This is a genomic window from Catonella morbi ATCC 51271 (genome assembly GCF_000160035.2).
Classification (GTDB): Bacteria; Bacillota; Clostridia; order Lachnospirales; family Lachnospiraceae; genus Catonella; species Catonella morbi.
Genome location: NZ_KI535366.1, coordinates 186,979 through 206,216, shown reverse-complemented (window position 1 = coordinate 206,216; position 19,238 = coordinate 186,979). Strand labels below are relative to the sequence as shown.

Annotated in this window: 16 protein-coding genes; all 16 read right to left on the bottom strand. The window is 36.5% G+C overall.

All coding sequences use genetic code 11. The features are described from left to right. Window positions 1-6: 6 nt before the first annotated feature. The gene (locus tag GCWU000282_RS00965; protein WP_023353101.1) at window positions 7-954 is read right to left on the bottom strand and encodes a GNAT family N-acetyltransferase; all 948 of its coding nucleotides are present in this window, start codon (window positions 952-954) and stop codon (window positions 7-9) included. Window positions 955-958: 4 nt separating this feature from the next. Further along, window positions 959-1,804, bottom strand: coding sequence for a carbohydrate ABC transporter permease (locus GCWU000282_RS00960; RefSeq protein ID WP_023353100.1), 846 nt, complete (start codon window positions 1,802-1,804; stop codon window positions 959-961). Then, a complete protein-coding gene (locus tag GCWU000282_RS00955) occupies window positions 1,797-2,693 on the bottom strand; it encodes a carbohydrate ABC transporter permease (protein WP_023353099.1) in 897 nt (298 codons plus the stop codon). Before GCWU000282_RS00955 ends, GCWU000282_RS00960 begins: the two co-directional genes overlap by 8 nt. 74 nt (window positions 2,694-2,767) lie before the next feature. Next, window positions 2,768-4,114 carry an ABC transporter substrate-binding protein gene (locus tag GCWU000282_RS00950; RefSeq protein ID WP_023353098.1) on the bottom strand — a complete coding sequence of 449 codons (1,347 nt, stop codon included), beginning with the start codon at window positions 4,112-4,114 and terminating at the stop codon, window positions 2,768-2,770. 200 nt (window positions 4,115-4,314) lie between these two features. Then, window positions 4,315-5,145, bottom strand: a complete 831-nt coding sequence (locus GCWU000282_RS00945; RefSeq protein ID WP_035038932.1) for a MurR/RpiR family transcriptional regulator — start codon at window positions 5,143-5,145, stop codon at window positions 4,315-4,317. Between the two features lie 13 nt (window positions 5,146-5,158). Beyond that, the gene (locus GCWU000282_RS00940) at window positions 5,159-6,148 is read right to left on the bottom strand and encodes an SGNH/GDSL hydrolase family protein (RefSeq protein ID WP_023353096.1); all 990 of its coding nucleotides are present in this window, start codon (window positions 6,146-6,148) and stop codon (window positions 5,159-5,161) included. Between the two features lie 9 nt (window positions 6,149-6,157). Next, the gene (locus GCWU000282_RS00935) at window positions 6,158-7,066 is read right to left on the bottom strand and encodes an ABC transporter permease (protein WP_023353095.1); all 909 of its coding nucleotides are present in this window, start codon (window positions 7,064-7,066) and stop codon (window positions 6,158-6,160) included. Next, on the bottom strand, window positions 7,067-7,909 hold the full coding sequence (locus GCWU000282_RS00930) for an ABC transporter permease (RefSeq protein ID WP_023353094.1): 843 nt from the start codon (window positions 7,907-7,909) through the stop codon (window positions 7,067-7,069). It abuts the gene before it with no gap. Next, the gene (locus GCWU000282_RS00925; protein WP_035038927.1) at window positions 7,899-8,513 is read right to left on the bottom strand and encodes an ATP-binding cassette domain-containing protein; all 615 of its coding nucleotides are present in this window, start codon (window positions 8,511-8,513) and stop codon (window positions 7,899-7,901) included. Before GCWU000282_RS00925 ends, GCWU000282_RS00930 begins: the two co-directional genes overlap by 11 nt. 90 nt (window positions 8,514-8,603) lie before the next feature. Further along, window positions 8,604-9,920 (bottom strand): hypothetical protein, encoded by a 1,317-nt coding sequence (locus tag GCWU000282_RS00920; protein ID WP_023353092.1) that lies wholly within the window; start codon window positions 9,918-9,920, stop codon window positions 8,604-8,606. Window positions 9,921-9,988: 68 nt separating this feature from the next. Next, window positions 9,989-11,146: a radical SAM family heme chaperone HemW gene (gene hemW, locus GCWU000282_RS00915; protein WP_023353091.1), complete on the bottom strand. Its 1,158-nt coding sequence runs from the start codon at window positions 11,144-11,146 to the stop codon at window positions 9,989-9,991. 12 nt (window positions 11,147-11,158) lie between these two features. After that, the gene (gene mutL, locus GCWU000282_RS00910; RefSeq protein ID WP_023353090.1) at window positions 11,159-13,333 is read right to left on the bottom strand and encodes a DNA mismatch repair endonuclease MutL; all 2,175 of its coding nucleotides are present in this window, start codon (window positions 13,331-13,333) and stop codon (window positions 11,159-11,161) included. A gap of 19 nt (window positions 13,334-13,352) precedes the next feature. Then, complete coding sequence (gene mutS / locus GCWU000282_RS00905; protein ID WP_023353089.1) at window positions 13,353-16,100, bottom strand: DNA mismatch repair protein MutS; 2,748 nt, start codon at window positions 16,098-16,100, stop codon at window positions 13,353-13,355. Between the two features lie 17 nt (window positions 16,101-16,117). Next, entirely contained in the window at window positions 16,118-17,140 is a 1,023-nt protein-coding gene (locus GCWU000282_RS00900) for an NAD(P)H-dependent glycerol-3-phosphate dehydrogenase (protein ID WP_023353088.1), read from the bottom strand. A 12-nt stretch (window positions 17,141-17,152) separates the two neighbouring features. Beyond that, the gene (gene plsY, locus GCWU000282_RS00895; protein ID WP_023353087.1) at window positions 17,153-17,785 is read right to left on the bottom strand and encodes a glycerol-3-phosphate 1-O-acyltransferase PlsY; all 633 of its coding nucleotides are present in this window, start codon (window positions 17,783-17,785) and stop codon (window positions 17,153-17,155) included. Window positions 17,786-17,796: 11 nt separating this feature from the next. After that, on the bottom strand, window positions 17,797-19,134 hold the full coding sequence (der, locus tag GCWU000282_RS00890) for a ribosome biogenesis GTPase Der (protein ID WP_023353086.1): 1,338 nt from the start codon (window positions 19,132-19,134) through the stop codon (window positions 17,797-17,799). Window positions 19,135-19,238 lie beyond the last annotated feature (104 nt).

Here is a 19,238-nt window from a genome sequence, read left to right as displayed (position 1 = left end):
CTCCTTCTATACTAATTGTTTGTAAGCCGCTTTATATGTCCTCTTGATTTCAAAGCCAAACTGACCGTAGAACTTGACAAGAATGGTCCAGTCGATATTTACCCTGTTAATGCCGTTACGTTCAGCCTGAATTAAGGACTCACGAAGCAGATAATTACCAACCTGTCTGCCTCTTACTTCTTTGGCTATACCTATAGGACCAAGTCCTCCGTAACCTGTCTTTTTACCGTTCTCATCCTTATACGAGGTCAGCATACAAAAGCCGATTACTGTTTTTTGTGTTTTACTCCATAAAAGTACAATTTCAGAAGGAGATTTATCAGCTTTAATCGCAGTATCTGCTTCATAAGCCCATCTTCCCGGAAATTCTTTATTTAAAAAGTCCATCAGCTTATCATAATCATTGTTATATGTTTTTACTTCAAATTCAGCTGTAAAAGGCGAGGTATCAAATTTCGCAGGCTTATCATTATCAGTCAATAAGCTTTCCAAATCATAGTGACTTCCCTCACTTACAGAAAAACCTAAACCGGTGAAAAATCCTATATTTTCCTCATTTGGATTGGGAATACCGGAGAAAAAGTTATGAAATTCCTGACCTATACTTACCTGTTTTACTCCCACATTTTTAAGTTCATCTAAGGCTCTTGTGACCAGAAGCCTTCCATAACCTTTGTGTCTTTCGGTTTTTTCAACAGCAATTATACTGAGCCAGGCAGTATCAGGGTATAGGCTGCTATGAGATAATTTGGTACCGATAAAGCCAATCAGCTTTGAATCTGATTTTCTTCTTATAATAAAACTTCCTTCATCAAATTTATCGCTGTCTTGTAATAACTTTTCGTTTAAATTGACCTTTGTTACATTATATTCGGGAGGAAATGATGTCTCCGCTAATTCTGTCATTTCCTCTAAGTCATTCTCTGACATGAGCTTAATTTCAACATTTTCCATAATATCAACCTTTCACTGCACCGCTAACAGCTTCTATATAATTTTTCTGACAAAGCATAAATACTATTAGTACGGGTATTATAGATAAAATAGTACCTGCCGCTACATAGCCGAACTTATAACTAAACGAACCGTTCAGATACTGCAGGGCTGTTGCAAGCGGATATTTCTCAGGGCTCTTAAATATAATAATAGGCCATAAGAAAGCATTCCAATTACCTATAAAGTCAAATATTACTACCGTAGATATACTTGGAATTATGCCCGGAAGCATAACCTTAAGCCAGGTAAGAAACTGCCCCGCTCCGTCTATTTTAGCCGCATCTATAAGCTCCTTCGGTACCCCCAGATAGGCCTGTCTTAAAAGAATAATACTGAAAGTTTTTACGGATGAAGGCAGGATTACACCCATAACATTATCAAGCAAATTCATCCTTGAAATAGTAAGATAATTGATTATCATGCCTGCGGCAGCGGGAATTATCATAGTTGCCACAAGAACTCCGAACACAAAGTTCTTTCCTTTAAAGTTCATGGTTGCAAGGGGATAGGCACACATTGCAGAAAATACCACATCTATTGCTATTGCACCGAAGGTAATAACAACTGTGTTCCATACATATTTATGCAGCTTCATAAATTCCATTACACCGGTATAATTTGCAAAGGAAAAACTGCTTAATGAAAAATGTAAATCATAAATATTGGCACCTGTTCTGAGAGATGACAAAAGTAACCAGATAAATGGTCCCGCACATATTATAGCTATTACGATTAAAAGGATGTATGATATCAAATTAGAAATGATAACTTTGGTTTTAATTTTCTTTTTTAACCTTACCTTACTCATTATTTGTCATACCTCCCCTCTTCCCATATATAAAGACTGCTATACTTACAATACTGGTGATGATCGCCTGAACGGCACCTACTGCTGCGGCATATCCGAATCTGAACTCTCCGAAAGCTTTGGTATATGAATAATAATTTATTACCATAGTCGCATTATCGGGACCTCCCTTTGAAAGAACAAAGACTACATCAAATACTCCTATAGCAGATATTATTGAATTCAAGGTGCAAAGCCAGATAAAAGGCTTTAACTGCGGTATAATTACACTGGTAATAACTCTGAGAGTTCCGGCTCCGTCTATCTTCGCAGCTTCACCAAGTTCCGAAGGTATACCTTGAAGCCCCGCAAGATACATCATCATATAATAGCCAAGTCCCTGCCAAAGTGTGATGAACATAAGACAGAGCATAGCAGTTTTCTTATCACTTATAAAGCCTAAAGGCTGTGTAATCAGCCCCAAATCACTAAGTAAAGTATTTATAACGCCGCTTGAGTTAAATATAAACCCCCAGATGATAGAAACGGCTACCATAGAGGTAATAACAGGTATATAAAAAAGGGTACGGAAGATTCCGATTCCCCGCAATTTTCTGTTTACTAAAAGAGATAAAAGTATGGAAAGAATCTGAATAACAGGAACAACTGCAACAAAAATAACGGAATTTTTAATCGCGATGATAAATTCCCTATCATTAAATGCTTTAATAAAATTTCCTAAACCAACGAACTTGGTCTTACCTAAAACCGAATAGTCAAAAAACATGAGCCCCAGACTGGCAAATATAGGGATAACCGTAAAAAGTAAAATAATTATGAGTGCCGGAGCCATAAATGCATAAGCTACCGCTGTTTCTTTAGCCTTCCTTGCCTTACTGCTTTTTACCATAGTACCTCCAAATTAGCATGGGGTTGCTACATTTGTAACAGCCCCATGAAATAAGTTTAAATCATACTGAAATCTTACTTGTTTTCAGCTAAAATCTTATTAACATCTTCTTCTGCCTGTTTAAGAGCAGCTGCAATATCATCACCGTTTATGATAGAAGCTTCATAAGCCTTGTTGATAGCCGCCTGGATAGTTCCCTGGTTAGCTACTCCGAGTGAGAAATCCTGAGATGTAAGACTTGCCTTTGCAGACATTGCACTTGCCTGTCCTTCAAGAGTTTTTGTGTCAGAGGTGAAGAAGCTGTCTTCACTTGCCTTCTTGGTTGAAGGGAATATTGAAACTGTCTTACAGAATGCAAGCTGATTTGCATCATTTGTTATATAGTTAGCAAAAGCAATAGCTGCTTCCTGATTCTTACTTGCCTTAGGAACTACAAGGTTCATAAGAGGGTTGCGGCTAAGTCCTGTACTTCCTGTAAGCGGTGTGCTTACAGCTATGGTCTTATAGATATCAGGAGCCTCATCCTTTATCCTTCCCAGTGAAGAACCGGAAGAACTTACTATGGCAAGCTTGCCTGATTCAAAAAGCTTAAGTGCTTCATCCCATGAACCCCAGTTTGTCTTTGGAAGAACGCCCTTATCTGTATAGGATTTATATTTTTTTAGTAAGTCTACAGCAGCCTGTGTGTTAAAGGCAGCCTTTGTTCTGTCTTCATTTAGTATAGGGATGTTTTCTTCAATTAAAAGGTTGAAGAACTCATCAGGTAAGAAAAGATATGCTTTTGTATCATTATGGAATTTTTCAGCCTTTTCAAGTGCCTGGTCAAAGGTAGCAGGTGCTTCGATTCCACCCTTCTTCATAAGTTCCTGATTATAGAACATAATATCAGGTGAAGCATACCATGGGAAAGCATATACGGAATCACCTACCTTAGCTGAATTCCAAAGGCTCTCAATATAAATACTCTTCTGTTCATCTGTAGCAGCCTTATTTAAGTCAACAAGTGCATCCTGTCCTACAAGCGTAAGTGCCATCTGTGTGTTCAGATTAACAACATCAGGCGATGTTCCGCCCGCAACAGCAGTTACAAGCTTAGACTGTACATCATCATAAGGTACATCCACCCAGTTGATAGTTACATTCGGATTAGCATTCTGATAGTCTGCAATTAACTTATTGAAGAATTCTTCAAAATTTGCCTTAAGGGATATTGTCCAGAATTCAACAGTTACAGGCTCAGTAGTGGTTGATTTTGCAGAACTTGCCACCGTAGAGGTACTTTTTGTACTTGAAACAGCACCGGAAGTGTTTGATTTAGCTGCGCTTCCGGAATTTGTTTTAGCACCATTACCGCCGCAGGCAGTAAAGGCTGTAACAGTAACTGCAGCCAGGGCTAAGAAACTCAACAATCTCTTTTTCATTTTCCATCCTCCTTAAAAATTAAAATTAGGTATTAACCTTTAACTTGATAATATCATCATTGTATAAAATATACAATAAAAATAGGCAATTCTGAAAGTAGATTTATAATTAGTAATATTCATACTAATTTTTGATAAATACTTTCACAATTACCTATAACTCAACCAATAAATAAAAGTAAATTTTACAAATTCAGAATTTAACTCTTTCCTTCTTTTTCTTTCTTTATAGCCTTAAAATAATTTTTATTTGCAGAACAGTATGAATAGATTACATCCATTGTCATAAGTATAACCATCTGCATTGAAATGACGTTTGCCAACCCTTTCGGATAGCTTACCTTTATTACTTCATTACAGAGATCAGCATATTCACAGGCTTCATTTGCAGTTATAAGAACAATGTCGGCTTCTTTTACCTCAGCCTTTTGGACAACAGTTTTCAGATTATCATTTTCACCTGATATATCACAGACTATTACCAAACTGTCTTTATTAAGTAAATCTACACTTGGCTCTAAAAATTCTTTCTTGGTTACTGTGTTTATATCTATACCAAGTTTAAGATATTTTAGCTTATATTCCTCAAATACGGCATTTTCCGTCTCAGAACCTGTTAAAATCACTCTTTTTCCGCTATTTAACAATGTGGCTATTTTTCTGATTTGATTATCTTTTATTAAACCAAAATTCTCTTCTACAAGTGTAGTGTAAGCTGCTTTAAGCTTAATAATTAACTGATTTACCTTCTTTTCGTCAGTACCGTTATTCCTCTCATTTTCGATATCTTTTTCATAAGAGAAGATAAATTCCCTATATCCTTTATATCCGCATTTCTTAGCGAATCTGTGAAGAGAGGCTTCAGATACATACAACAGTCCGGAGATTCCTTTAGAGGAAAAATCTCTTGCAGACTTGTTTTTAATAAAAAACTCTCCTATGCTTTTCTCTAACTGAGTCATATCTTCAAAGTTCTTTTCAATATTTTGCTTTGTTTCATTCTGATAATATTCAAAAAAATAGTTGTTCATTTTTTCTCCCACATCATTGAATGTTTTCAAGTATTACCTTTGTCAAACTATCGGCAACCTTTTCGTTTACTGCTATGCTCGGATGTCCTGCAGCACCTATGCCATCGCTTTCCTCTTGCTTATCAAGTTTGACAAAGAGGAGGTTTTCATCTCCGCTTTGTTCTTTATATTCTTTAACCAAATCTCTGATAGCAGGAAGTAATTCTGTGTCCATCACTCCGTAAGCTACAAATATTTTAGCCAAAGGATAGAGTTTTCTTAAATTTACTATAAATTTTGTATATTCATTTTTAAATAACTTTATTCGTTCCTCCCTGCCTCTTATATAGCTGTTATCGTTTGTCCCAAGATTAATAACTATATAATCAGGTTCAGGAAAAGTCTCACCTTCAAAAGGAAAAAAATCCTGTATTATTCCGTCTTTATTCGGCACATCAATCTCAGGCGGTATCCATCCTGAAATAATTCCATGACCGCTTCTTGCAAATACAAAGACTTCAGAGCCTGTTTTTCTTGCTGTAAATATGGCAGATGAACCAAGTATGTTTTCTTCAAATGTGGTGAAATCACCCTCTCCGTCTATCCCGTTAACACCGTAACCGGCCGTAATGGAATCACCAATGAACAAAATACTTTTATCCAAGGTTTCTGACTTCTTTACGCTTGCCTCGTCTTCAAAATTCAGATTACTTAACCAAAGATTACCGTACTGTTCCTCTGTAAGCTTGACTACTTCTATTTTATGAAGCTTCCCATCATTTTTAAGAAATTTAATATCCTTTAATTCTTTGGTTACAGCCAGCTTGGTTACATTTAACATATCATCATCTACAACTATTCCCAGATACGGACAGTTATCCTTGTCTGTTTCATTTTCAGGTGTAATAGTAAGAGTTATACTGCCTTTACAATAAAAGGATATACCCGTATATGAATCCTTAAGCAACAATTTACCCTCATTTTCGTTAGTTCTTCCGAGTAATTTAACCTTTTCAGAAAACATAATTTCTCCTTAAAAATAAAAATTTATAAACATCCCCAAAGCTAAAAAAACTATCATAACACTTCTGGTTACAAATATAAGCGCTTCTTCTGATTTTGAAGCTTTTTCTAAAATCAGATTAAAAGCAAGATTTATATAAAACAGCAGAATAACAATAATTAACACCTTTATATCATCCTTAAATAAAATAAAAGGCAATATTATACCTACACATTTTAAGCTTGTTACCAGAATTTCATTTAATACCGCATTAATTTCTTTAACTCCTGACAATTTAAGCCTTGCAAGAATACCACTGTTTCTTATTCTGTTAAACTTTGCAACCTGATTTATACTTATATTCATACTAATCAGAAGCAGAAAAAACAAGCTTATATAAGATGAAAAATTAATCTCAGAGCTTATTCCATCAGCTATTTTCCTGTTGTTTACCGAAATAAACAAAATTTCATTTGCAAGCTTTGTCTCAGCCAGACTTTTTTCATACTCATCAAAGCTTATATCTTTTTCAAGCCTTATTCTGTCATAAAGATTCAGATATATATAATCACTAATAAGTTTGGTCGCAATCCTATCATTTAAAAGGCTTATTCCCTGCTTAAAACTGTTTTTCTTTACCTCAATAAGTCCGTTAAATTCGCCTTTAACAAAATTATCCTCGAATCCTTTTTTAATTATGTACTCAATATCAGCTTCTTTGCCGGTAATTTCTACTCCGTTAAGTGCACCGATACTTTCTGCTGTTTTATGAGAGAGATTACTTTTATCCTCATCTACAATGTTTACCTTAAAGTTAGTCGGAGTTTCTAAGCTTTTTCCAAAGATATTAAGTACAAAGGAAAAGGTAAATGAAATTGCAATAAGTATAAATACCCATTTATTAATTAATTCATTTTTAAGTTTAATCCCAGTATACACCTAATCACCTATCCCTATAGTCTTTGCAACGTTTTTGAAAATAATCAGAAAAATCACATTTGTAAGTAATACTTTAGTTATAACGGTCAGATAAATTTCAGCATTTGAAATACCCGACAATATAAGCCTTTGACGCATATTTTTACGCAGGATTTCACTCTTTGCCGGAATTCCGATGCTTATTCCTATTAAGAATACGGCTGCAAGCAAATAATATCCGACTTCAATATCCCTCTTATCAAGTCCCATTACCCTGTTTTCACCGGTAAATATACCGCTTCTGGCTAAAGTAAGCTTCATATATGCAGCTTGAAGCTCATTAAATTTATCTATTCTCTCATCTTCCGTCATTCCTCTCTCATACATTACGTCCATGTAAGCCAGTCCGGCATTTTGCGAAACATTGATTATATCCGTAAACCCTTTTATATAGCTGATTATCAATCTTGTAAAGTCATTATCTTCATTTTTTGTATATATATTAATTTCAGCCCTTTTACCTTCATACAAGGTATCTATTGTACCTTTTTTAATATATACTAAAATCAAAGCTTCTCCGATATCTACCTGCTTCTTCCCTTCATCATAGTTAGTTGTTACAAAGTTAACAATTTCAGCAACCTTGTTGTTTAATATTGAATTAATGGTAAGGTTTGCAAGCATACTATTTTCTTCATTGGCAATCAGTACTGTGGGCTTTGCCATATCATATTTTTTCCACCAGATTGCAAATAAGGCAATCATTAAAGCGGTCAGAGCAATCAAAAACAAAGCTGATTTAAGCTTAATCAAGGTAAGCTTTGTCTGAATTAAAGATAATTTTATTATATTTTTAATTTTCATAACCAAGCTCCAATTTCCCATCAGTGAGCCTTCCTGTAATATTACATACTTCTCTCATAAATTCATCCTGATGAGAGGTAATTATCATTATCTTATCAGCCTTAATAACATTTATAAGTTTAATAACCTTATTTACAGTATCTTCATCCATGCCCACTATTACTTCATCAAGTAGGATTATCTTAGGATTACTTGCAATCCCGACAAGGAAATTTACCAGTCTCTTTTGTCCACCTGAAAGTTTATTTACTTTTTTCTTGAAAAGCCCTAAAAGATTAAGCTCTTTAGCATAGTTTTCAAGTCTGGTAAAATTTTCTTTAGCATTATTTCCATTACAAAAGGTCTTGAGATTGTCCTTAACACTCAGGCTTTCGAATAATACTATATCCTGTGGCACATATCCTAGAGTCAAACCCTGTTCAAACTCTATTTTCCCTTCATAATCCTTATCTACTCCTGCGATTATTCTAAGAAAAGTAGTCTTTCCGCTTCCGTTACTTCCTCTTAAGGCAAGCACATCTCCTTCTTTTAATAAAAGATTAAGCCCACTTAGGATTTTCTTCTCACCTATGGTTTTAGATAAGCCCTCTATCTTAAACTCCATACTTTCTCCCATCTGCCTAAGAGTAAAGCACCTTGCATATTGCAAAGTGCTTTAACTTTTTTACTATAAGTCAATCCAAAATCGGATTTTTTAATTACCGCCCATTCCAGACATAGATGAAGCCTGCTTGAGTCCTGCTTCAACCATAGCAGCATCTTCAGCAGCAAGACTTTCCTTAGCTGTCTTAATAAGGTCAGCTTCCATATTCTTGTAAGCATCACCTGTTAAGATTTCATTAGCCTTACCCATAATCGTTGGAAGAAGGCTGTCAGAAGAGCTAATGGTTTCTGTAAGGCTGTCAGAATTAGAAGCATCAGCAAATGTAAAGCCATCTGCACTATACTTTTCCATAGTCATAGCAAACTTAACACCTATACCCTGAACTGACATATCTCCGTCAACCTTAACAATCTCATCACCCTTAAATGTAAAGGTGTATTTAATTGGCATATCGCCAACCTGTGCTAAAGCATCCTTAAAGGTTTCTCCTGAGTAGGTCTTTGCTGCTTCTGTCAAGATATTTTCCCAGTTGTCACTAAGCTGTTTCTTTCCTTCTTCTGCCTGTTTCTTAAAATCTTCCTCAGAAAGACCTGCTAACTTATAATCACCGTTTTTAACAGCAACTTCCACTAACTTGTCAAACTTCTTCATTACAAAGTTCTTTAAAGCCTCGTCCTTAGCACCCTCATTAAATATGTCTTCAAAGACTTTTAATGAATCAGCATAATTAAGGTTAAGCACAACCTTATCTGAACCTTCTGATGTAAGATTATCCTTGAACTTCGCTTTTAATATTTCCACATACTTTGAATTTGCAAAATTCTTTGTGAAATCATCCTCTTCATATAATACATCAAAATAATCTTTAAGCTTGATACTGCTTATGTCAATACCTGACTCATTCTTGACATTTTCCTTAACATCCATGTAGAGAGGTTTGTTAAGTAAGGTATTTGAAAATACTGTAACTTCCCAAGGTCTTGCTGTTAATCCGGCACCGGCAAGTTCTTTACTATCATAAAGAACTGACATATTAGCACCTATACTTACAGGATCTTCTTTAGTGTTAGCTATTACAGTATACTTTAACCCTATTTTTGGAAGTATCTTTGACACAAAATCCATAAGCTGGTCATTGCTTGACTTAAATGAACCTGCAGGAATCTGTTCAAATAACTTCTTTGCTTCAGCGTTTTCCTTATCCAGCGAAAATGAAACATCCATAGAATATCTCTGATCTCTTTGGGCATAGGCCTTCATATAACCTGTAATAAGTCTTGCCATCGGATCCTTCTTAACCATATTTTTTGCAAATATAGCTCCACCGATTGCAAGTACCGCAACTACTGCAAGTATTATGATTAGAACCGATTTTCCGATACCTCTGTTGTCCTTCTTAAAATTCATTCTCTTTCCTCCTTTTTAAATCATCTTTTTCATTTACTTTTTAATTTTAACACATTTTTTATACAACTTCAATCCAATAAAAAGTAACTAATTACATAATTACTGATATCAAGTCCTCTTTCGGATAGTTTCAAAAACTCGCCATCATTAAGTAAAAGCCCGTTTTTTATATGTTTTTCTATCATTTTACCAAATACATTTTCTACAGTAAAAGTGAAAATTTTTTTAAACTCACTTTTGCTTATCCCTGCGGTTTTTCTAAGTCCGAGAAACATAAATTCCGTCATGGTATCATTTAAGGTTAACTTTGTAATTTCTTCTCTTATATCCTCTATTCCTGCTTTTTTAATATACTCTTTAAAATTTGCCCTGTTTTTATATCTTTCATCTTCAAAAAAAGACGAAGCCCCTACTCCAAAACCAAGATAAGGAACTCTTTCCCAGTAGGAAGTGTTATGCCTTGAATAGAAACCGGGCTTGGCATAATTTGATATTTCGTATCTTTCATATCCTGCTTTACCCAGTTTTTCAGATGTAAGTGCGTACATCTCTCTGTCTTCATCTTCTGAAGGTAAATCCTTAAAATGAGGCGCATTCTCAGAATATTTCTTAAAAAACGGAGTACCCTCCTCAATTATAAGACTGTAGCTTGAAATATGTTCAGGATTAAGCCTTATAATTTCATTTAATGATTTTTCATAAGTTTTTATTTTCTGATTAGGTATTGCACTCATAAGGTCTATGTTTACATTCTTAAAGCCCGACTTTCTGACCATTTCGTAGCTTTCCAAAAAATCCTCATAGGTATGAATCCTGCCAAGAAGTTTCAGTTCATCATTATCTGTTGACTGAAGTCCGAGACTTACGCGGTTAATTCCGGCTTCACTGTAAATACTGAGTTTTTCCGTATCCACAGTCTTAGGATTGCATTCAATGGTAATTTCAGGGTAGAAATCATCTTTATAAAGCTTAAAATATGACCTGATTACATCCAGTATTTCCCTTATGTAATCAGCTTTAATTATAGAAGGAGTGCCACCGCCAAAGTAAATTGTATATACTTCATAATCAGTACTTACCTTTTTAGATACTTCTTTTATCTCCCTTTTAAGTGCTTCTATGTAATTCTTCTTCTCATCTTCACCTGAGGCTAAAGAATAAAAATCGCAATAATTGCATTTTCTGGCACAAAATGGTATGTGAACATAAATTCCAAGTCTTTTCAAATTTTCTCCTGACTAAATCTGTCTCTTAAATTTCTTTTCTACATCCGACTTACTCATAAATATCATAGTCGGTCTGCCATGTGGACAATTATATGGATTGTCAAGGCTCATCAGCTCCTCAATTAGTGCCTTTACCTCAAGCAGGGATATATTCATATTTCCCTTAATGGCAGCCTTACAAGCCATGGTTGCAAGCTTTGAAAGCACAGTATCAGGTGTGGCCTTCTTTCCTTCAAGTGAATACTGGTCAATTATATCAAAAAACATCTCTTTTTCACTTATTCCAAAAAGCTCTGTCGGTACTGCCTTTATCACATACTCATTCCCACCGAAAGGCTCTATTTCAAAGCCCAGTTTATGAAGGTAGTTGCTTATTTCTTCCACTATCTGTCTCTGGCTGCCTGAAAGTGTTACAACCACAGGAGGAAGCAGGTTCTGCGAAGTTACTTTGTTTGCAGAGATTTCTTTGACAAATTTCTCATACATTACCTTTTCATGGGCTGCATGCTGGTCTATCATATACACACTTCCGTCAAATTCCATTATCCAGTAAGTTCCAAATATTTGTCCTATAATTTTAATATCAGGGAGAGCTTTTTTTGCAAGTATTCCTCCCTTAAAATCTTCGGAAGAAAGTTCATTATCTGTTTCAGAACCTGGTTCTACTGTTGTAGTTTTAATATTGATTGCTGTTTCTTCTTCATTATAATCCGATATTTTTTTATATGCGGTTCCCTCTTCTTCAACTGACTCTATATGTTCATTTCCTGCAGTTTTTTTATCATCTTCTACAAAAGTAGAATTCACATTTGCAGCATTTGATTTTTTATCTTCATCTAGATTATCAAATGAAATTTCATTTTTATTTTCTAGAATTTTATTTAGTTCAGACGAATTTACATCAGCAGCCGGATTACTGACTAAAGGTGCATATACTTCAGACTTGATTAGAGGACTTGCCTCATCTCTTTTTACTTTCTCTGCCACAAAACTTTCCTGCATAAATACCGGCTTTAACTCCTTCTTCCACTCACCCTGTCTGCTTTTTTCAAAAGGTTCAGGCATGGGAATATCAGGAATTACATATCCTTCTGTTTTTTCAGACTTAGACACAGACTTAAATTCTCTTACAAGGGGCTGCTTATCTGGAACCTGCTTTACACCCATATCCGGAAGTAAATCCTTCTTTCTCAGAGCATTGTCAACTTCGTGAAAAATAAGCCTGTACAAGCTTTCCGTATCACTAAACCTTACTTCTAACTTGGCAGGATGTACATTTACATCTACCAGAGAACTGTCAACGCTTATAAGCAGACAGGTAAATGGAAACCTGTGCTGCATAAGAAATGACTTATAAGCATCTTCTATAGCCCTTGTAATAACCTTGTTTTTTATAAATCTTCCGTTTATAAAATAGTTTTCATACTCTTTATTTCCTCTGGTTAAGGATGGCTTGCCTATATATCCGCGTACAGAAAGTCCGTTTACAAGTTCTCCCTCAGCATCAGGATTATTTACAGGAATAATATTGGCTGTGGTTTCCTTTCCATAGATGTAGAATAATACATCTTTCAGACTGCCGTTACCCATAGTCTGAAGCTTTACCTGACCGTTTAAGATAAACTTAAAGGCTATCTCAGGATGACTTACTGCCATATGCTCCATAACCTCACCAACATATCTTCCTTCCGTAGCCGCTGTCTTTAAGAACTTCTTTCTTGCAGGAGTATTGTAGAAAATATTTCTTACTACAAATGTAGTACCCTCCGGAGTGCCGATAGGCTCGTTAGCTTCTTCCTTGCCACCGTTTATTACATATCTGATTCCGCTTATTTCATCAGCAGTTTTGGTAAGCACCTCCACCTCACTGACTGCGGCTATGCTGGCAAGAGCTTCACCTCTGAAACCAAGGCTTGATACCAGGACAAGGTCATCGGCAGTTTTAATCTTACTTGTAGCATGGGGCAGAAATGCAGTTTTAATATCATCACTGCCTATACCTTTTCCGTTATCAGTCACCCTTATAAGTGATGTACCGCCGTCTTTTATTTCTACGGTAACCGAGTTTGCATCTGCATCTATCGCATTTTCCACAAGTTCCTTGACTACGGCAGCAGGTCCTTCTATAACCTCTCCTGCAGCTATTTTATTGATAGTATCTTTATCAAGTAAGTTAATTATTGCCAAAACCTCACCTCGTTTCTAACTATAAGCCTCTGCTTTTTACCTTCTTTTGCATAGCATAGAGCTTGTTAAGCGCATCTATAGGAGACAGCTCTTCAAGCTTCATATCCATAAGCTCTGCAATTACATCTTCATTCTTTGACGAGCCAAAGAATGAGATTTGGTTTTCATCTGTTTTATTAGGTTTTAAAAGCTTTTTCTCTTCTTTTTTATCAGGCATACCGCCGGTTTCCGATAAGAACTCAATTACATTCTTATTTTCCACATATTCTCTTGCTCCACTGCTTCCATCAGCCACGGATTTTACTTCAAGCTTCTTGGCTTTTTCCAATATGTCATTACTGTCAAGCTCTATAGCCAGTTCTTTGGCTCTTTCAATAACACTGTCAGGTACTCCCGCAAGTCTTGCCACCTGTATACCGTAGCTTTTATCAGCTCCGCCCTTAACTATTTTTCTGAGGAAAACTATATTGTCTCCGTCTTCCCTTACAGCTATGCAATAATTGTTTACATTTGGAAGCTTGCCTTCAAGCTCGGTAAGCTCGTGGTAATGTGTTGCAAACAAAGTTTTTGCGCCCAAAAGTCTTGGATTGCTGATGTATTCAACCACAGCCCAGGCTATTGAAAGTCCGTCAAAAGTACTTGTACCCCTGCCGATTTCATCTAAAATCAGCAAGCTGTTCTTTGTAGCATTTCTTAAAATATTTGCGACCTCTGTCATTTCCACCATAAAGGTAGACTGCCCGCTTGCAAGGTCATCAGAAGCTCCTACCCTTGTAAATATCCTGTCACAGATGCCTATGTTGGCTGAACCTGCCGGTACAAAGCTTCCTATCTGTGCCATAAGCACTATGATAGCAGTCTGCCTCATATAGGTTGACTTTCCTGCCATATTAGGTCCTGTAATTATTGAAATCCTGTCATTTTTTTCATCCAGATAAGTGTCATTTACAATGAAACCGTCCCCACCCATCATTTTCTCTACTACCGGATGTCTGCCGTCTTTTATATCAACTATTCCCTCTTCATTTATCTTAGGGCGTACAAAACCTTCACTTTCCGCGACTGCTGAAAGTGAAATAAAGGCATCTATTCCGGCTATGGCTTTGGCAGTCTTACTTATCCTTACAATCTCTGCGGCTATCTCATCCCGAAGTTCTGAAAACAGATCGTATTCAAGGGTTACAAGCCTTTCCTCCGCACCAAGTATCATATTTTCAAACTCTTTAAGACGCGGAGTTATGTACCTTTCGGCATTGGTAAGTGTCTGCTTCCTTGTCCAGTCATCAGGAACCATATCCTTATATGAATTGGTAACTTCTATATAGTATCCAAAAACCTTATTATATTTAATTCTAAGATTTTTAATTCCGGTTCTTTCTTTTTCTTCATTTTCAAGCTCTGAAACTAAGGTTTTCCCCTCTGTATTGGCCCTTCTGAGGCGGTCTATTTCCTCGTTATAGCCCTCTTTAATTATCCTGCCTTCTCTTACCGAAAGCGGCGGTTCGGGAACTATTGCCCTGTCAATCTTTTCGTAAATATCTGAAAGAGGATCAAGCATTTCATTATAATCATTTAACAGCTTAGAGCTAAACTCAGGTAAAAGACTTTTAATTGCAGGCAAAAACTCTATAGAATTCATAAAAGCCAGCAAATCACGAGGATTGGCACTTTTATAACAGATTTTTGCAAGAAGTCTTTCTATATCATATACAGGATTTAAATACTCTCTTATTTCTTCTCTTGTAATAATGTTTTTGTTAAAATCTTCTATTGCATCAAGCCTTGATTCTATGTCTGTTTTAACCACAAGGGGCTGTTCTAAGAAATTTCTTAAAAGCCTTGCTCCCATGGCAGTTTTGGTTTTATCAAGTACCCAGAGTAATGAACCTCTCTTATTCTTATCTCTTAATGTTTCTGTAAGCTCAAGGTTTCTTCTGGTAGAGCCGTCCAGTATCATATAGGCATTGTTTGAATATGGCTTGATTGAAATAATATGAGTTAAATCATTTTTCTGTGTTTCATAAAGATAAGCCAGTACCATACCTGCCGAACAGATTGCATTGTCCATACCGGTAAGTCCAAGACCGTCAAGCACTTCTACCTTAAAATGCTTCTTAATCATCCTGACTGCTGCAGAATATTCATAATATCTTTTTTCAAGCCTTGTTATTACTAAATGCTGTTTCTCTATAAAATCATCAGTCAAAACACCAGATATAATAAGGTTGTCATTGCAAACCAGTTCTGCCGGTTCGAATTTTGTTATCTCATCAAGCAAAGACTTAGCTGAAACTAACTCGGTTACAAGAAACTCACCTGTAGACACATCTACAAGTGAAATACCATAGTCTTCATTTACAGCTATTATTCCCATAAGGAAGTTATTTTTAGTTTCTTCAAGTGCCGAGGTATCAAGATTGGTTCCCGGTGTAACTATCCTTATTACCTCTCTCTTTACAAGCCCTTTAGCAAGCTTAGGATCTTCTGTCTGCTCACAGATAGCTACCTTGTAGCCTGCCTGTACAAGATTATTTAAATATCTGTCCACAGCATGAAAAGGCACCCCACACATAGGCGGACTGTTCTCATTGCTGTTAGATCTTTTGGTAAGTGTAATTTCAAGCACCTTAGATGCAGTTAAAGCATCATCATAAAACATCTCATAAAAATCGCCCATTCTGTAAAAAAGAATACAGTCACTGTATTCTTTTTTAATATCATAATATTGGCGCATCATAGGAGTAAGTTTTTCTACATCTATCTCCATTTTTTGCCTTTCTATCTTTACTCATCCCAGTCAAAACCTGAGTGTTCATCCTTTTTATCTCTTAAAAGCAGTTCGCTGAGCGCATCTTCTGCCTTCTTATTTTCAAATAATACCTTATTCATCTGTTCAACTATAGGCATATCTATATTATTTACGTGAGCCAGCTTACCGGCAGCCTTTGCGGAATATACACCTTCTACCACCTGTCCTACCTCTGCCATGGCTTCTTCCATGGTCTTGCCCTGTCCCATAAGGAAGCCCGCATTGTGGTTACGGCTGTGGGTTGAACAACAGGTAACTATAAGGTCGCCTATGCCTGAAAGTCCTGCAAAAGTTTCAAGCTTACCGCCTAGCTTCATACCGAGCCTGCCTATTTCCGAAATTCCTCTGGTTATAAGAGCAGCCTTTGCATTATCACCAAGTCCGAGTCCGTCTATTACACCTGCTGCAAGGGCGATTACATTTTTAAGAGAGCCGCCAAGCTCTATTCCTATGATATCAGGGCTTGTGTATACTCTGAATCTCTCAGACATAAAAGCGTCCTGTATCATGCAGGCAATTTCCCTTGATTTAGCTCCTACTACTGCTGTAGTAGGCATCCCGACAGACACTTCTTCGGCATGGCTTGGTCCTGAAAGTACTGTGACTATACCCTTGTCTCCATTATTTGCTTCAAATTCACTTTCAATAATTTCTGTCAAAGTCATAAGAGTATCTTCTTCAATTCCCTTAGCCACATTTACAACAGGTATTTTTCTGTCTATAAAAGGAGCCGCCTTTTTAGCTGTTATTCTCACATAAGGAGAGGCAACTGCAAATACTATAAGCTCCTTATCCTTGCAGGCAGAGCTTATATCGTTTGTAAGCTTTATTCTGTCATCTAATTTTACACCTTTAAGGTTCTTTACTGTTCTTGTATCGTTTAATTCATTAAACTCTTTTTCAACAGCAGTCCAAAGCGTAAGTTCATGCCCATTGTTGTTAAGTAAAATTGTCAAGGCACTTCCCCAGGTACCCGCACCCAATACTGCAATTTTCATACTGCCTCCTCTTTACTTTTTCTTCTGTCCCAGTTTATTCTCAGTCCCCTTCATAAGTCTTTCAATATTTGGCTTATGTCTTGCAATTCCTAAAATTGCATAAAATGAAGCCACCAGAACCAGTGCCCACTGTCCCGGATAGAAAAACGCAATAGTAACAGGAATTGAAATCAAACCTATCATAGAACCCAGTGATACATACTTAGTTATATAGCAAACTATAATAAATACGGCAAGCGGTATCATAGTCATAGGAAAATTAAATACGAGAAATGCACCGCCGGTAGAGGCTATACCCTTTCCGCCATGGAAACCAAGTACAGCAGGAAAATTATGTCCGAGTACAACTCCGAATCCGCATAAAAGTACAAAATAGTTTGTACTTAAATAACCAATTTCATTACCTGCAAGTCCCGGGCAAATAAGATGCTTTACCAAAAGGCAGGGAATTACAACTTTTAATATATCTCCCACCAAAGTAGGAAGTCCGCCTTTTAGAAAACCTAAGGTTCTAAGTGCATTGGTTGAGCCTATATTTCCGCTTCCGCTCTGCCTTATATCAATATTGTTGAGTTTTCCGACAATAAGTCCCGTAGGAAAATTGCCAAATACATATCCTAAAATAATAACAATTGCACTTAACATATATGCTCCTATTAATGTATTTTTGTTGTATCATCAGCACTTCTTTCTCTGATAATGAAACGAAGCGGCGTTCCGGTGAAGCCAAAAGCTTCTCTTATTTTATTTTCAATATATCTTGTATAAGAATAATGCATAAGTTTCTTGCTATTTACAAAAAGTATGAAGGTAGGCGGTTTCACGGATACCTCGGTTATATAGTAAATCTTAAGTCTTCTTCCTTTGTCGGTAGGCGGCTGCTGCATAGCTATAGCCTCGGCCAAAATATCATTAAGCACACCGGTTGACACTCTCAAGGTGTGATACTGAATAACCACATCTATAAGGTCAAAAAGTTTATTAAGACGCTGTCCGCTTACCGCAGATATGAAAAGAAACTCGGCATAAGGCATATAAGCAAGTATTTCCTTAAGCTTCTTGGTATGCTCATTCATAGTCTTATCGGTTTTCTCAATCAAATCCCATTTATTTACGGCTACTATTATACCCTTACCGCGCTCGTGAGCTATTCCCGCTATCTTTGCATCCTGTTCGGTTATACCTTCGGTTGCATCTATAACAAGCACGACTATATCGGCTCTTTCAACAGCAGATACTGTTCTTACTATACTGTAGTACTCAATATCTTCTTTGATACGGCTTTTTCTGCGGATACCGGCAGTATCTATCATTATATAGTCCTTACCGTTTCTGCGGATTCTGGTATCTATAGCATCTCTTGTAGTGCCGGCAACATCGGAAACTATAACCCTGTTTTCGCCAAGAAGCCTGTTGATTATAGATGATTTGCCTACATTCGGCTTACCTATAATGGCTATCTTAGGGGTATCATCTTCTTCTGCCTCAGGGCTATCCTCAGGAAAATGTTTAATTACTTCATCAAGCATATCACCTATACCGGTCTGGTTTACAGAGGATATAGGAAACGGTTCACCAAGTCCGAGGTTATAAAATTCATATACATCTGCCTGCTGTTTAACAGGATTATCTACCTTATTAACTACCAAAACCACAGGTTTTTTGGATTTTCTAAGCATATGAGCTACCTGATTGTCAGAGTCCACAAGTCCGGTTTTTACATCTGTTATAAATATAATTACATCTGCAGTATCTATAGCTATTTCAGCCTGTTCACGCATATTGGCAAGCATCATGTCGCTTGTATCAGGCTCTATACCGCCTGTGTCTATCATTGTAAATGCCTTATTGAGCCACTCAGCATCAGCGTATATTCTGTCTCTGGTTACACCGGGAGTATCTTTCACTATAGAAATGTCACTGCCTGCAAGTTTATTAAAAAGTGTGGATTTACCTACATTAGGTCTTCCCACTATCGCTACTATTGGTTTCAAATTTCACCTCTAAATTTGTTATGTTTTACGCTACTCTGTAATTTTACCTTATTGAGGGGTGTTTGTAAAGGTTAGAATTTATTACGTATTAAAAGACGGCATCC